Source organism: Anaerolineae bacterium (assembly GCA_016931895.1).
In the GTDB taxonomy this organism is placed as follows: Bacteria; Chloroflexota; Anaerolineae; order 4572-78; family J111; genus JAFGNV01.
Genome location: JAFGDY010000220.1, coordinates 20,233 through 35,619, shown reverse-complemented (window position 1 = coordinate 35,619; position 15,387 = coordinate 20,233). Strand labels below are relative to the sequence as shown.

General features: G+C 53.5%; 12 protein-coding genes. 2 read left to right on the top strand and 10 right to left on the bottom strand.

Annotated features, from left to right (window positions below; translation table 11 throughout):
- Positions 1 to 86: 86 nt before the first annotated feature.
- From JW953_16440 to JW953_16395, 10 genes are read right to left on the bottom strand one after another with little or no spacing between them, the layout of a single operon-like run.
- Complete coding sequence (locus tag JW953_16440) at positions 87 to 1,571, bottom strand: glutamate--tRNA ligase (GenBank protein MBN1994288.1); 1,485 nt, start codon at positions 1,569 to 1,571, stop codon at positions 87 to 89.
- 7 nt (positions 1,572 to 1,578) lie between these two features.
- Positions 1,579 to 2,040 (bottom strand): hypothetical protein, encoded by a 462-nt coding sequence (locus JW953_16435; GenBank protein ID MBN1994287.1) that lies wholly within the window; start codon positions 2,038 to 2,040, stop codon positions 1,579 to 1,581.
- A gap of 25 nt (positions 2,041 to 2,065) precedes the next feature.
- Complete coding sequence (rodA, locus tag JW953_16430; protein ID MBN1994286.1) at positions 2,066 to 3,166, bottom strand: rod shape-determining protein RodA; 1,101 nt, start codon at positions 3,164 to 3,166, stop codon at positions 2,066 to 2,068.
- Positions 3,167 to 3,210: 44 nt separating this feature from the next.
- Complete coding sequence (minE, locus tag JW953_16425; protein ID MBN1994285.1) at positions 3,211 to 3,471, bottom strand: cell division topological specificity factor MinE; 261 nt, start codon at positions 3,469 to 3,471, stop codon at positions 3,211 to 3,213.
- A gap of 18 nt (positions 3,472 to 3,489) precedes the next feature.
- A complete protein-coding gene (gene minD / locus JW953_16420; GenBank protein MBN1994284.1) occupies positions 3,490 to 4,284 on the bottom strand; it encodes a septum site-determining protein MinD in 795 nt (264 codons plus the stop codon).
- Between the two features lie 26 nt (positions 4,285 to 4,310).
- On the bottom strand, positions 4,311 to 4,985 hold the full coding sequence (minC, locus tag JW953_16415) for a septum site-determining protein MinC (GenBank protein MBN1994283.1): 675 nt from the start codon (positions 4,983 to 4,985) through the stop codon (positions 4,311 to 4,313).
- A gap of 14 nt (positions 4,986 to 4,999) precedes the next feature.
- A complete protein-coding gene (gene mrdA / locus JW953_16410) occupies positions 5,000 to 7,411 on the bottom strand; it encodes a penicillin-binding protein 2 (GenBank protein MBN1994282.1) in 2,412 nt (803 codons plus the stop codon).
- A gap of 54 nt (positions 7,412 to 7,465) precedes the next feature.
- On the bottom strand, positions 7,466 to 7,966 hold the full coding sequence (mreD, locus tag JW953_16405; protein MBN1994281.1) for a rod shape-determining protein MreD: 501 nt from the start codon (positions 7,964 to 7,966) through the stop codon (positions 7,466 to 7,468).
- Between the two features lie 2 nt (positions 7,967 to 7,968).
- Positions 7,969 to 8,835, bottom strand: coding sequence for a rod shape-determining protein MreC (mreC, locus tag JW953_16400; GenBank protein ID MBN1994280.1), 867 nt, complete (start codon positions 8,833 to 8,835; stop codon positions 7,969 to 7,971).
- Positions 8,836 to 8,844: 9 nt separating this feature from the next.
- A complete protein-coding gene (locus JW953_16395; GenBank protein MBN1994279.1) occupies positions 8,845 to 9,918 on the bottom strand; it encodes a rod shape-determining protein in 1,074 nt (357 codons plus the stop codon).
- Between the two features lie 228 nt (positions 9,919 to 10,146).
- Here JW953_16395 and JW953_16390 point away from each other — a divergent pair, with 228 nt between their 5' ends.
- Together JW953_16390 and tilS are read left to right on the top strand one after the other, a co-directional pair.
- Positions 10,147 to 13,728 (top strand): tetratricopeptide repeat protein, encoded by a 3,582-nt coding sequence (locus JW953_16390; protein MBN1994278.1) that lies wholly within the window; start codon positions 10,147 to 10,149, stop codon positions 13,726 to 13,728.
- Between the two features lie 23 nt (positions 13,729 to 13,751).
- A complete protein-coding gene (gene tilS / locus JW953_16385) occupies positions 13,752 to 15,260 on the top strand; it encodes a tRNA lysidine(34) synthetase TilS (GenBank protein MBN1994277.1) in 1,509 nt (502 codons plus the stop codon).
- The last annotated feature ends 127 nt before the right edge of the window (positions 15,261 to 15,387 follow it).

Sequence of the window (15,387 nt, the reverse complement as noted above, 5' to 3'; positions counted from 1 at the left end):
GATTAAGAGTAAATTAATTTTTCCCCACCTGGTTACCATACAACCTGGCTTGTGCCCAGACTTGTTTGGGGACAGGTTAATTATGTCTACTGCAACTTCTCTATTGCTTTTTTAATCCGTTTCAAACAAATCTCCTGGCCCAACACGGCTAACGTTTCAAACAGAGGCGGGGCTGCTTTTTGCCCGCACACCGCCACCCGCACAGGCTGGAACATCTGACCTGCTTTAAGGCCCAAAGCGTCGGCATTGGCTCTTAGCGCGGTTTCCAACGCCTCATGCGAAAAATCAACGGCGGCAAGCGTTTGGGCGGCCCGCTGCAAAACAAGCAGGGCCATAGCCGCATCCCCCTTTTTGGGGATGAGTTCGGCCCGGTCGTAGTCGGGCAGTTCGTCAACAAAGAAGAAGCTGAATTTGGCCGCAGCTTCTCCCAATGTTTCCAGCCGTTCCTGGATCAGGGGGGTAATTTGCCGCAGCTTTTCCCGGCTCATGGCCAAACCGGCGTTTGATAAATAAGGCAGCAGGCGGTCGGTCAAATCCTCTACTGAAAGCTGCCGGATGTAGTGGCCGTTAAGGTGGTTCAGCTTTTGGTAATTCCAAGTGGCCGGCGAGGCATTGACCCGCTCCAGGCTGAATCGTTCAATGAGTTCCTGCCGGGTCATGATTTCGGTTTTGTCGTCGTAACTCCAACCCAACAGGGCCAGGTAATTGACCATAGCTTCCGGCAAGTAGCCTAACTCTTTAAAAGTACGAACAAATACCGGCAGCACCGTGCCATCCGGCGCCCGGCCTTCACGTTTGCTCATTTTGCCCTGGCCGGTGGGATTGAGAATGAGGGGCAGGTGGGCCATCACCGGCGGCTCCCAGCCAAAAGCGTGGTATAGATAAATATGCAGGGGCAAACTGTTCAGCCACTCGTCGCCGCGAAAAACGTGGCTGATTTCCATTAAATAGTCATCAACCACCACCGCCAGGTGATAAGTAGGAATACCGTCCGACTTCATCAGAATGGCGTCTTCCAGTTGGGCATATTGAAACGTAATATCGCCCCGGATCACGTCGTGTACGGTTATTTCGCCGTCAAGGGGTAATTTTAGCCTGACGGTGTGAGATTCGCCCCGGGCGGCCCGTTCAGCGGCCTCGTCTGAAGAAATGTTGCGGCAATAACGGTCGTAGCTGCCGGGCAGTTTTTTATTTTGACGCTCTTGGCGTAGCGCCGTTAAGCGTTGGGGCGGGCAAAAACAGCGGTAGGCGTGGCCGGTGTCAAGAAGTTGGCGGCAATATTTTTGGTAGAGGTCCAGGCGCTGAGTTTGGATATAGGGGCCATAATCGCCTCCTACTTCCGGGCCTTCATCCCAATCAAGCTTCAGGTAACGTAAGCCTTCTAAAAGGCGGGTCAAGGCTGCGGGCTGGTAACGCTTTTGGTCTGTATCCTCAATGCGTAAAATAAATTTGCCCCCATGCTGCCGGGCAAAAAGATAGTCAAAAAGGGCGGTCCGCGCGCCGCCAACATGAAAATCGCCCGTTGGACTGGGCGCATAGCGGACCCGCACCGCTTTAGTGGGGGTGGTCATTGTTGATTCAATCCTCGGTTGTAGAATTTTCTGATAAACCTTGAAAATCCGCCTTGACCCGGGGCAGGTTTAAGTACCACAGGGGCAACAGCAGGCCGCCAAGGTAGTAAATGCCGTTCAATACGTAGGCTCTGGTTTTATAATCTTGAGCGGAGAATGAAGGGGTGAACAGGGCCATTAAATTAAAACCCGACCAAACCATAATGAACCCCACAAAAAGAATCCGCCCCCAATTATGTCGCTTCAGCAGGCCGTAGGCGCTTCCGGAAAATCCAATCAAAAAGATAATGTTCAGGATAAACACCAGCCAAAGTTGGGTTAAATTGGGCATATCCTCCCGGGTAAAAAATTGGACCACGGTAGATAAAAACAAGATATTGGCCAGGGCCAACAATGCCAGCACTAATGCCCACAACGCCAAAATAATAATTCCCCAGGTTCTGAATTGAACTTTGTCAGATATGCTCATTGATAGAAGGTCCCCGGTATTTGGGTTAAACCTGTTCAAAATCAAGCGTTTTGCGGCGCATGAGCACGCTTTGCACCAGGCCAATAGAAATTAAAAAGGCAATCAAAGAACTGCCGCCGTAACTGATAAAAGGCAGGGGCGTGCCCGTTACCGGCAAAAGGCCAATATTGACGCCCAGATTAACAAAAGATTGAAAGAAGATCAGGGCCGCCACGCCAATACAGATCAACCGGCCAAAATTATCGCCGGTCAAATCGGCGGCGCGCATAATGCGCCAAACCAGGGCCACAATTAAAATGAAAAGCAGCAACCCGCCCAACAAACCCAGTTCCTCGCCTATCACCGAGAAGATAAAGTCGGTGTGCCGCACGCGCAAGAAGTGGAGCTGGTTTTGGGTGCCAATGCCAAAACCTTTGCCCACAACGCCGCCGGAGCCAATGCTGATCAGGGCTTGTTCCACATTGTAGTAAGCGGCGGGGTTGCTTTGCGGGTTTAAAAATAGCATTACCCGCTCCCGCTGGTAATCGGCCAGGGTGAGCCAAACAATGGGGCTGACCAGAATCGCGCCAACGGCCAACAGGCCTACATGGAACAGGTGCGTGCCGGCCATTAAAGCCATGATCAACCAGACCACGGCCATGATCACCGTTGTGCCCAGATCAGGCTGAAGATAGATCAACAGCAGCGGGGGCGCTAGCAGCAGCAGCGAAAACAGCAGGTTGTGCAACTTGTGCATTTCGCCGTCCCGGTCGGCCAGGATTTTGGCCGTGGTGATGATAACAATTATTTTGGCAATCTCGCTGGGTTGGACCGGGAAAAGCCGAAAGTCCAACCAACGCAGCGTGCCGGCGGTGAGTTCGGCGGCAATAAAGAGAATCGCCAGCAGCACCAGCATGACCACGTAAAGAAATTTATAAACAGCAGCATAATAACGATAATCAACCGCTGCCACCATCACCATCAAAACCAGGCCAATTGCGGCCCGGGTTAATTGAACCCGCCACAGGTCTTTCAGGTCTTCCTGGTTTTGATTGGCGCTGAAGATCATAATAACGCCATATAAAATTAATAAAGCAACAAGGCCAACCAGAACCGGATCAAATTGTCGCCAAATTCTACGATCCATGCTAACTCAATGCCCAGTGAATGAAACAAATGAACAAAAGAGGGTTACTGATGACGCGCGCCGATAACGGGAATATTGGCCGTTAAACGATGCTGCCGCCCGTTGCCGGTGAGAGAAATCTCAATGCCATCTTGATCAATCTCTACGTATTTTGAGATAACCTGAATCAATTCGTCCTTCAGTTGATTCATTTTTCCGGCCGATAGATTGACCCGGTCTTGAACCAAAACCAATTGTAAACGATTCTTGGCTATTTCTCGACTGGTTGACTGTTTGCGGCCGATGAGCCGCTGGAGTGCGTTCATAAGCTTCCCTCAATATCATCACGGCTTAAAAAATTTGGAAACCCATTTTCTAAAAGAGTCGTTTTGTTCAAGATTCATCAGGGGCACTTCTTCGCCCAGCAAACGCCGGGCAATATTTCTAAAAGCCTGCCCGGCATGGGAGTTATTTTCCATGGCCACCGGCCGACCCGTATTGGTGGACGTAATAATGGCCTCGTCTTCGGGCACAATCCCAATCAGGTTGACGGCCAGAATATCTATCACATCATCCGTATCAAGCATATCGCCGCGTTTGATCATATCCAGCCGGAGACGGTTGACGATCAGATCACCCGGCCCCTTTTCTTCGGCCTCAATCAGGCCGATGATGCGGTCGGCGTCGCGCACGGCGGAAACTTCCGGGGTGGTGATAATTAATACCCTGTCAGCGGGGGCAATGGCATTTTTGAAGCCCTGTTCAATGCCCGCCGGGGAGTCGACCAAAACAAAATCAAATTCATCTCGCAGTTGGTTGGTCAACTCAATCATATCGCCCGGGGTAACGGCCGTTTTATCGCGGGATTGGGCTGCCGGAATCAGGTAAAGCTCGGCCAAACGTTTATCCTTTATCATTGCTTGCCGCAAACGGCAGGTTCCTTCAACCACGTCCACCAGATCGTAAACAATCCGGTTTTCCAGGCCCATCACCACGTCAAGATTACGCAGGCCAATATCGGCGTCAATGGTGACCACTTTTTTGCCCTGCGCCGCCAGGGCCGCGCCTAAATTGGCCGTGGTAGTTGTTTTGCCAACGCCGCCTTTGCCGGAGGTGATGGTAATAACGGTCGCGCTCATAGTCAACCCTCACTTTTTCTGCTGTCTCATTTCCACGGTTCGGCGATGATTTGACCATCCTGAACCGAGGCCATTTCCGGGATGATGTCTTCGTCTGTTTCATTGCCGGGCGAGCGGGTGATGTACTCGCCAATCCGCAGCAAGGCGGGCAATAGCTGCAAGGCGCAGACCACGGCCCTTTCGCCAAGCCCTTCATCGCCCACGCCGGCGTGCACCGCGCCGCGCAGCCGGCCCCAAACAATCACGCTGCCGCCGGCCTTGATCTCGGCTCCCGGGTTCACATCGCCAATAACCACTACGTGCCCCGGATGGTTGATGACTTGCCCGGAACGCAAGGTGCGCTGCACCACAATGGAACTTTCTTCGGCGGCAAGCGGCTCGGGCGTGGCCGGCGTGGGCCGGGGGGCTAAGTCGGTTTCCAGGCCCAGTTGGGTCGCCGCTTGCCGCGTGCCCGGCGAATCGCTTTCCACGGCCCACAGGCTCACATTATGCCGGTTTAAAATTTGCCCCACCGATTCCAATTGCAGGCGGGTCAGTTGGCGCGGGCCAACCCGGAGGGCTACCCGTCCTCCTTTAAAAAAGGAGGCACGTTGGCCCAGATGCCGGTTCAATTCGTCGGTCAGCCCCGGCCACGCGCCTGCGCCAACGGTAATGATCAGGCCGTCGCTTGTGCCTTTGATGGTGATGCGCTCGTTAGACATGGTTATGGCGTAGATTATTCGTTTGATGTTTCTGCCGCTTGCGCCTTGAATTCTACCAGATAACGCAGCCCCTTTGCAACTTCCAGGGGCAAGAGCGGCGCGTTGGGATAATCGGGCAGGCGCAACTGCCAGCTTACGGCAATGGTGGGGTCCAGGGCATTATAATCAAATTGGCCGGTTGGGCCGGAAACAAGCTGGGCCACAACCTCGCCGTTGGCCATCAGATCAATGGTTGCCTCGCTGAAGCCCCGGCCGTTTTCATCCAGCACAAACCCGGATACGCTGGCCTCATTTTGGGGTGCGGTGTCTGTGCCCAACAAGCGAGCCATAAAGATCGTCTCGGGCGGCGGCGCTGTTGCCGGCTCTGCCTCCGGGGCAGAAGAAGATTCTTCTGGCTCTTCTTCCTCCCCCTCATCCTCAATCCCAAAGTAATGCCGCAATATCTTGTTGGCCACCGGCACGGCGACTTTTGAGCCTTCATCGCCGCCGTACACAAAAACCACCGTGGCAATTTCTGGATTGTGGCTGGGCGCGTAAGCCGTAAACCAAGCGTGACTGGTTTTGACTCTCCCCTCACTGTCAAGGCATTGGGGATACTCGTCGCAGAATTCGGCGGTGCCGGTTTTGCCGGACGCCATCACTCCGGGCACGTCAAAATCTTCGTGCGCTGTACCCTGGGGCCATTCTACCACTGCCCGCAGTCCTTGTTGGATTAGCTGAATGAATTGAGGTTCAACCGCAAGCTGGCGGATGACCTCCGGTTCGGTCACTTCAACCACGTTGCCGTCGGCATCCAGAATCTCTTTGACCAAATAGGGCCGGTAAAGCGTACCGCTGTTGGCAATGGCCGCCGTGGCATTGAGCACTTGCAAAGGCGTGGCCAGCACAAAACCCTGGCCAATGCTCATGTTGTAGGTGTCTCCGGTCAGCCAGGTTTCGGCGTAATTCAGGCGTTTCCATTTTTTGTTAGGCACCAGGCCGCCGAGTTCGCCGGGCAAATCAAGGCCGGTGGGCGTGCCCAGGCCAAACATTTCGGCGTATTTGGCCATGCGTTCCAAACCCAGGCCCTCGTATTCGGCCGGCTCGTAGCCGCCGCCCACCTGGTAAAAATAAACGTCGCAAGAGTAGGCCAGCCCGGCCAGCATATTCACTTCGCCGTGGCCGGTGCGCAGCCAGCAGTAAAAAGGCTGGGCCAGGTCGGGGTTATCGGGTTCAAATTTGTTGGGCAGATAAAGTATACCCTCGGCGTAAAAGGTTGTTTCCGGGAAAACGGTTCGTTCCTGCAAGGCCCCGGCGGCCGGGATGATCTTAAAGGTAGAGCCGGGCGGATAAAGGCCGGCAATGGCATGGTTGACCAGCGGAGTCTGCGGGTCTTCGCTCAACAGCGACAACTCCCGCGGCGTAATGCCCCGGGAAAAGATATTATTATCATAACTGGGCAGGGAAACCATGGCCAGGATTTCCCCGGTGCGGGGATCCATGGCAATGGCCACTCCTTGTTTTGAACCCACCTCGTCCATTTTATCCTGAAGGGCTTTGGTGGCGGCTTCTTGAAGCCCCAGGTCAAGGGTGAGGCGCAAATTGTGGCCGGGGCGGGTTTGGATGATCCGGCTGACGGTTCTTACTTTTCGGCCGGTTACGTCAACCTCAATGCTTTCCAGCCCCTTGACGCCATGCAGCCAATCCTCGTATTCGGCTTCCAAGCCGGCCAGGCCAATTTCATCGGTCAGGTCATACCCCTTGATGTCGTACGCATCAAACCGCTCCGCCGGGATGGGGCCGGTATAGCCTAACAGGTGGCTGGCCAGGGGGCCGGCCAAATATTGGCGGGACGGCTCAACTTCAATGAATACGCCGGGCAGGTCAATCCGTTCTTCTTCTATTTTTGAAACCGTGGCCGGGTCAACGTCGGTGGCAATGGTTACTGCCAAAAATGGGGCAAAGACCCGGTTTTGATTGGCCGCGTCCCGAATTCCCAACGGCGCTTTGGCGTATTGGCGGCTGCGCGGGTTAACGATTTGCCGCCGCAGTTGGCGATTATATTGGTGATGGGTGATGGCTTGAAAATAGCCGTTATCGTGGCCAAGCGTTGGCTCAACCTGGGTGGTGATGGGCAAATCCAACAACTCGGCCAGGCGGGCAAATATTTTGGCCTCGGCGGTGGCTTCGTCGGGAAGGTAAGCCGGAATAATGATGACGTTGTAAATGGGCCGATTGCGGACCAGCAGTTCGCCGTTACGGTCGTACATGACGCCGCGGGCCGCCGGCACCTGGATGAGCCGGAAGCGGTTGGCGTCGGCCAGTTCCTCGTATTTCTCGCCCTGCACCACCTGCAAGTTCCATAGTTGCGTGGCCAGAACGGCAAAGGTGAACAAAACCAGCGCCCTAAATATATTGTTACGCGCGCGAATTTGAAACTCGGTCATGAAGATGAATTATACCTTAGAAGTAAAAATTTAGAAATATGCAACAACAGTTGCCTAAAATGAAAGCTGCCGGGGCGTCAAAAAACGATTGAGGAGATACAAGAGGGGAAAGGCCAGCATCATCACCATGGTATTAAAAATGGAAACAGGCAGGAGTTTACTGAAAAAAGCAACGTCCCACATAATGTGTCGCCCTAACAGGGTTAAAAAAAGCAAGGCCAGGCCGTTGAAGAGCAAACTCAAGGGGAAGGTGAGGCCCAGGGGCAATACAATGCTGCTGCCAAAAAGCCGTCCGTGGAACAGGTTGGTTACCAGAGCGACCAGGAGCATAGTTAAAGTAAACAGGCCAAAGGGCGCTCCAGAGAGAAAGTCTAAACTCAGCCCACCGATTAAAGCCCAGAAAAATCCCTCTTCCAGGCCGCGCAGGGTGATCCAACCAATAACCAGCACAAATACCAAATCGGGGTGAACACCGCTAATTTTGAGGTAGGGGGCTAGCGTGGTTTGAGCTAGAGCGGCGCTGATCAAAATGACAAAGGGGATCAGGGTAGACATGCTTATGGGCCTGCTTCTTGCGCTTCGATGATCTCCGCCTCAAAATCCACCGGCTCAAACGAGGTGATAACGAGCATGGTTTCTAACTTGCCAAAGTCAACGGTAGGGCGGATACGGGCCGATTGAAACATGTCCTGATCGCGCTGAAGCACTTCGGTAACCTGGCCGATGACCAGTTTATCAGGGAAGTGGCCGCCCAGGCCGGAGGTCAACACAATGTCGCCCTGGTTGACGGTTTCGTTTTGAGGAATGCGTTCCATCAGCAGGGTGCCATCAATATTGCCCCGCACCAGACCGGTGGCACGACTATTTTGAATGATGGCATTGACCGCGCTGGCCGGATCAATGAGCATCAATACCTGGGCCGAGTTAGGACCGACGGCCGTTACCCGCCCCACCAAGCCCCGCTCCGTGATGACCGGCATGTTTCTGGCAATCCCGTCGCGGACGCCAATATCCACGTAAACAAAATAAAGCAGATTGGTAGGATCAACGCCAATACTGTGCCCCTTAACGGTGGTGGGTTGGTAACTGAATTGGGGATTGGTGCGGGTGTAGTTGAGCAGTTGGCGGAGTAGTTCATTCTCGCGCTCTACTTCTCGGAGCCGGACATTCTCCACCATCAATTTATCGGTGAGGGTTTCTAGCTCTGCATTGCGAGCTTGCAGGGCTTGAATGTTTTCGGTTTGTTCAACCGAGCGGTTGATTTCTTGGCCGGTGGAGGTTATTGTTTGCTGGAGAGGGACCAGAACGGTTTGCACATAAGCCCGTACGGGCTGCATGTAGCCTAATCGGTCCAGGGCAAACCCCAGCAAGAGTAACGCCAGAATAATGCCAAAATAAAGCCGCTTGTTTCTTGTGGCCATCATGGCTCACTGCTAAAAGCGATGGTTGGTGCTGCCGCGCTGGAGGGAAGTGAGCACTTTGGCAAACTTATCGTAACTTTCCAAAACCTGGCCCGCCCCGCGCGCCACGCAGGTCAAGGGATCGTCGGCGATGTAAACCCGCATTCTGGTTTCTTCGGAAAGGCGTTCGGCCAAACCTTGCAGCAGCCCGCCGCCGCCGGCCAGGGCAATGCCGCCCTCCATCAGGTCAGCAATCAACTCGGGCGGCGTCTCATCAAGCGTATCTCGAATAGCATCCACAATCACCGCTACCGCATCGTTGAGCGATTCTCTGATTTCAATGCTGGACACTTCAACGGATTCGGGCAGGCCGGTAATCAAGTTTCTGCCCCGCAGGGCAATGGTTTGTTCCTCCGGCAGGGGATAAGCCGAACCAATGGTGATTTTGGCGCGTTCGGCCATACGCTGACCAATCAACAAATTGTATTTTTGGCGCGCGTAATTGATAATGGCCTCGTCCATTTCATCACCGGCCACCCGGATAGAACGGCTGACCACAATGCCGCCCAGGGAAAATACCGCCACTTCGGTGGTGCCGCCGCCAATGTCAATGATCATGCTGCCCAGCGGTTCGGTAATGGGCAGGCCCACGCCAATGGCTGCCGCTACGGGTTCTTCAATGATCATGGCGTCGCGGGCGCGGGCGTTGCGGGCGGCGTCGTACACCGCTCTTTTTTCAACTTCGGTTACGCCGCTGGGGATACCGACTACCACGCGGGGGGCGTAAAAGGGGGTGGGGATAAGGGTTTGCTCGTGCACCTTTTTGATAAAATAGCGCAGCATCGCCTCGGTAATTTCAAACTCCGAAATGACGCCATCGCGCAGGGGCCGCACCGCCACAATGTTAGCCGGGGTGCGACCAACCATCTCTTTGGCATCAACGCCAATGGCCAGGGGTTTTTTGGATCGTTTGTCAATGGCCACCACGGAAGGCTCATTGATCACAATGCCTTTTCCTCTGACATATACCAACGTATTGGCCGTTCCCAGGTCAATGCCAACGTCAACAGAAAAAAGCCCAAATAATGCGTCTAAAGGGCCTGCCACGTAAAAGATCTCCTTCCAACATAATAATAGACAGGCTCACAACGCACCGCATCGCCTGCCTATCTTGATTGAATTATACCACAATCACTGCGTTGCACAAACAAATAGCGTGGTCAAGATTAGTAAAAATGGGCCGTTGACAGATAACGGGGAATGTACTATTATCAGGGCGTAGGATATGTTAAAAAATCTACTGGCCGACATGCCGTACAGATAACCCCATCGATTATGAGTCAAAGCATTAAGTGTAATATTTGCGGGTTTGAAAACCCAACCATACATCTCTATTGCGGCCGTTGTGGCAATGGCCTGGTCATGGGACGGGAGGCCAGGGAAGACACTTCCATCATTAATGCCACTATTGAGGGTGAGCGCAAGCAAGTAACCATCATCTTTGCCGATATTTCCGGGTTTACCGCGCTCAACGATGCGGCCAAAAGCCCCGCCGAAGTTGAACAGGTGGTGCGGCTCATCAACTTGTGTTTGCAAGAACTCAGTGAAGCCATCTACGAATTTGACGGCTATATTGACAAATATATTGGCGACGCCATTATGGCCGTGTTTGGCGCTCCTCGCGCCCACGAGGATGACCCGGAACGGGCACTGCGGGCCGCCTTGAGCATGCAGGAACGCCTTGACGATTTCAACCAGTCTCCGCCTATGCCGCTGCCCGAACCGCTGGGCATGCATATTGGTATTAACACCGGCACGGTGATTGCGGGCATGGTTGGCACCGACCGCAAACGTTCTTATACGGTGATGGGCGATGCCGTAAATGTGGCCTCTCGCTTGGAAAGCGTTTCTGAGCGTGGCGAATTCCTGGTCAGTGAAACCACTTACAATCTCACCCGCCACCTGTTTATGTTTGAACAACAGGAGCCGGTTACGGTTAAAGGCAAACGCGAACCGCTCAAGATTTACCAGTTATTGGGCGTTGGCGGCTCCCGCCCCAAACCACCCGAAGCGCCTATTATTGGCCGCGAGTATGAACTGGAAACCCTGGTGGCTGAATACAAAAAATTGTCCACCAACCAGGGCGGCGGCATTGTGGTGGTCACCGGCGATGCTGGCCTGGGGAAATCACGCCTCATCTCCGAATTTCAAAAACAGGTGGATGAAGAACAGGTCAATGGTCTTAGCCCGTTGTGGCTTTTTGGGCGCGGCCTCTCTTACCGGCAGTCTTTCAAAAACCGTCTTTTTGTTGACATTCTCTACAGTTATTTGGATCTTCCCGAAAACCCCGACGATACCCTGGTTAAGCTGCGCCTGGAGGAGATGGGCGAAAAATTATTTGGCCGGCGTAAAGACGAATTTACGCCCTACCTGGCCACTATGCTGGGTATTAGCCTGGACGAGGAACTGGCCGCTAACCTGCCGCTCAACGACCCGCAGGTTTTACAGCAGCGCACCTTCCTGGCCATGGGCCAGTGGGTTGAGGCGCTGGTCTCCCAACAGCCGGTGCTGATGGTTTTTGAAGACCTGCATTGGGCCGACCCAAGTTCGGTAGACCTGATCCAGTTTTTATCAACCCTGACCGTCTATAACTCTATCTTGATGATTTGTGTCAGTCGCCCCGAAAGAGAAGCTGCTTTTTGGCAGGTCAAAACTCGCATTGCCCAGGATTATCCCGACCGTTTTATTGAACTCCCCCTCTGGCCGCTCACCGACGCGGAAAGTCGCCGGGTTATCAAATATCTGCTAAAAATTGACCAGATGCCTGAAACGCTGGAGCACCTGCTGCTCAGCCGCGCCGAAGGCAACCCCCTCTTTTTGGAAGAAGTGTTGCGCAGCCTGATTGAAGAAGGGGCCATTGAACACGCCGATGGTCACTGGAAAATTGCGCGTTCCATCACCGAAGTTGATATTCCCCACACCCTGCAAGGCGTGCTCACCGCTCGTATTGACCGCCTGGAGGAGGAAGTCAAACGGGTTTTGCAGGTGGCGGCAGTGATTGGCCGCTACTTTTCCCGCTCGGTGCTGGCCCCCATTATCAATGAACCCGACGTTCTGGAAAAGGCGTTGAACCAATTGGAAGCAGCCGATTTGATTGAAGTCCGCACCCGCGACCCCGAACCGGAATACATGTTCAAGCATGTGCTGACTCATGAAACAGCCTACAACAGCTTGCTGCACGAACAGCGGAAGGTGATGCACAAACAAATTGCCGATTATATGGCCTTTAATCTCTTCTGGATGTTGGGCGAGGAGTACGCGCCCATTGTGGCCGAGCACTATTACAAAAGTGAAACCTGGCCCAGGGCCATGCGCTACCTGCACCGCGCTGCCGAAGCCGCCGTGCAATCTTTTGCCAACCAGGAAGCGGTTGAATTTTATAGCCGCGCTCTGGAAGTGTCTAAACTCATCGCCCCGGAAGAACTGGATCAGGCCACCCTGCTGGCCCTTTACCAGGGCCGGGCCAACATTCTCACCCGCCTGGGTGAACCCCAAAAAGCAATTGCCGATTATGAAACAATTTTGGACAAGGCCCAAGAACTCAATGATGACCTGGCCGAAATGCGGGCGCTCAATGGCTTGGGGTCGCTTCACGCCAGCCATTATGATTCATCGCTGGCGCTGAGTTTTTTGGAAGACGCGCTGTCTGTGGCCCGGCGGATTGGCGAAAAAGAGGGTATTGCCGATACCTTGAATCAATTAGGCAACTTCCATTACCACATGGGCCAATTGAAAGAGGCCACCGAATGTTACCGCGAGGCCAGCGAAATCAGCATTGCCCTGAAAGATGAGGCGCGCCGGATCGAGGCGGAAGATGGTTTGGCCAGAATAATGTTGGAGCAGGGTGAAATTGCAGCCAGCCTGGAACGTTATCAGGAAGAAATCATTAAAACGCGGCGTCGTTTGGGATACCGCACCGGCTTGATGACTTCCCTGACTTCGATCCTGATGGCCCAAACCTTCACGGCCGATTACAAAAATGCCAACCAAACCGCCGAAGAAGCGCTTGAACTGCACCAGGGGTCGGGCGACTTGTACCAGGTTTCTTTTATTAAATACTATCGGGCATTTGGCCTGCTGCACGAGGGCGAATTGGGCGCAGCCGGCGAAAACTTAAAAGAGGGCCTGCGGCTGGCCCACCAACAAAGGCAAAAATCTGCCCAGGTTTTGGGGATGGCCTGGCTGAGCTATTATTATTTGAATTTGGGCCTCAATAATGATGGCCTGCAACAAGCGGAACAAAGCACGCATATTGCCCGGGAGCTTGGCTCTCCTTTCTACTTGATGCGGGCGCAATCCATGTTGGGCGCGGCCTATCGCCACGTGCAGCGTCTGGATGAGGCCATCCAGGAGTTGGAAGGTGTTCGGGCGGTGGCGCGGAGAATGGGCCTGGCGCTTGATGAAGTAATGATCCTCTATCAATTGACCCGGGCTTACATAGAGGCCAATCAATGGGATCAAGCCACCGAGACTACCCGAAACCTGTTAGTATTGGCCTCGGCCAGTGATATGAAAGAGTTTCTCATCCGGGGGCAATGGTTGCAGTCAATCATTGATATTCGTCATCAGCGTTACAATCCGGCCCTGGAGATATTACTTAAAGCTTCGGAAACGGCTGAAAAAATTGATAGTCGCCTGAGCCAATATTTGATCCAGACCCAAAAGGCGTATGTGTATCGTATGACGGGCAATAGCCCTGCCTCAAGAGACGCCGTTGCTTACGCCCAAAAACTCCAAAAAAGATTGGCCGATAGTTTGCAAGACGAAACCTTGCAACAAGTTTTTTTGAATAATTATCACGCTCGCCACCTGGAAGAAACCGACCGGGCTTTTGCCGAAAGTCAGGCCAACTTATAACATCGCGCTGGAGATGATGTCTGGTGACTGCTTCCCTGGCCGAAAAAATAGCCCAATTTTGCCAAAAAAACGACCTCCTGGGCCAAAAAGATAAAATTGTTATTGGCGTATCCGGCGGCCCCGACTCGTTATGCCTGTTTCACCTGCTGCAAAACCTATCGTCTGCTTTAAAATTAACCCTCACTATTGCCCATCTTAATCACCAACTCCGCGCCAACCAGTCCCAAGCCGACGAAGAATTTGTGCGAGAAATAGCCGCCCGCTGGCAATTGCCCATTTTTGTGGAAACTTGCCCTGTGGCCCATTTGGCGGCCCAACGCCACCAGTCCATTGAGGAAGCGGCGCGGCAGGCGCGGTATGCTTTTTTATGGAGGGTGGCCGAACGGGTAGGGGCCAATAAAATTGCGGTGGGGCACAATGCCGACGACCAGGTGGAAACCGTGCTCATGCATTTTTTGCGAGGCGCCGGTCTGCCCGGGCTGCGGGGCATGTTACCGGCGATGGACATATCCGGCTTGCGCCTGCCCGGCGGCGACATTCCAGATAAACCATCTTTGCCCGCGCCCGTGCTGATCCGGCCCTTATTGGAAACGACGCGGGGAGAGGTTGAAGCTTATTGCCACGCGCACAATCTCTTGCCGCGCCGGGACCTTTCAAATCAGGATACAACCTTCTTTCGCAATCGCCTGCGGCATGAACTCATTCCTTTATTGGAGGCTTATAATCCCAATATCCGCGCCGTGCTTCAGCGGACGGCCAAAGTGGTGGCGGCTGAGGTTGAGTTTTTGCAGGCGCACGTTGAGGAAGCCTGGCAACATATTATTAAAAGCGGCTCACTTGATCCGGTAGAGACCGGAAAAATTGAGATAGATTTAGCCAATTGGTTGGCCTTACCCCTGGCCCTAAAACGGGCCACTTTGCGCCGGGCGGTTCAAATTCTGCGTCGGGGGTTGCGCAATATAAATTTTGAGCATATTGAAACCGCTCTGGTCATTGTTGAAGCAGGCCAAACCGGGGCAAAAGCTACCTTGCCCCAGGGACTGATGCTAACGGTTGGCGCTCATAGCTTTACCGTTGCTGACACAAACAGACCCTCTTCTCTTTTTTTTGACCAACCTTATCTGGCCCGGAATGAAGTATTTCCTTTACAAATACCCGGCGTTACCCGTTTAACCTTGAGCAATTGGCAATTAAAGGCTGAATTGTTGGTTGGTGAAAAGATCAATTTTCAGCGTATTCACCAGAGCGGGCCGTGGGAGGCTTATCTGGACGCCGATGTAGTGAGCCGGCAGCCCGTTTTGCGCCCTCGCCGGCCCGGTGACATTTTCTGCCCGCTGGGTTTGGGAGGAAGTCATCAAAAACTCAATGAATTTATGATCAATGAGAAAATCCCCGCCGACCGGCGCGACTATATCCCGTTATTGGTTGCCAATAACCAGATTCTTTGGGTCTGTGGTTACCGCCCCGACGAACGGGCGCGGGTGCAGGCTGCCACGCCGCGTGTTTTGTACCTAAAATTTGAGCCGGTTTGAGGCACCTGCACTTGAGCTTTTGTCGCGTTCCCAGGCTGATTTGGTTTGGGAACGAAACAACTTGAGCTTTGGACAAAAATTACATCCTGGATTGGCTAGACACGCCAGGTTAGAGTATAATGAATAA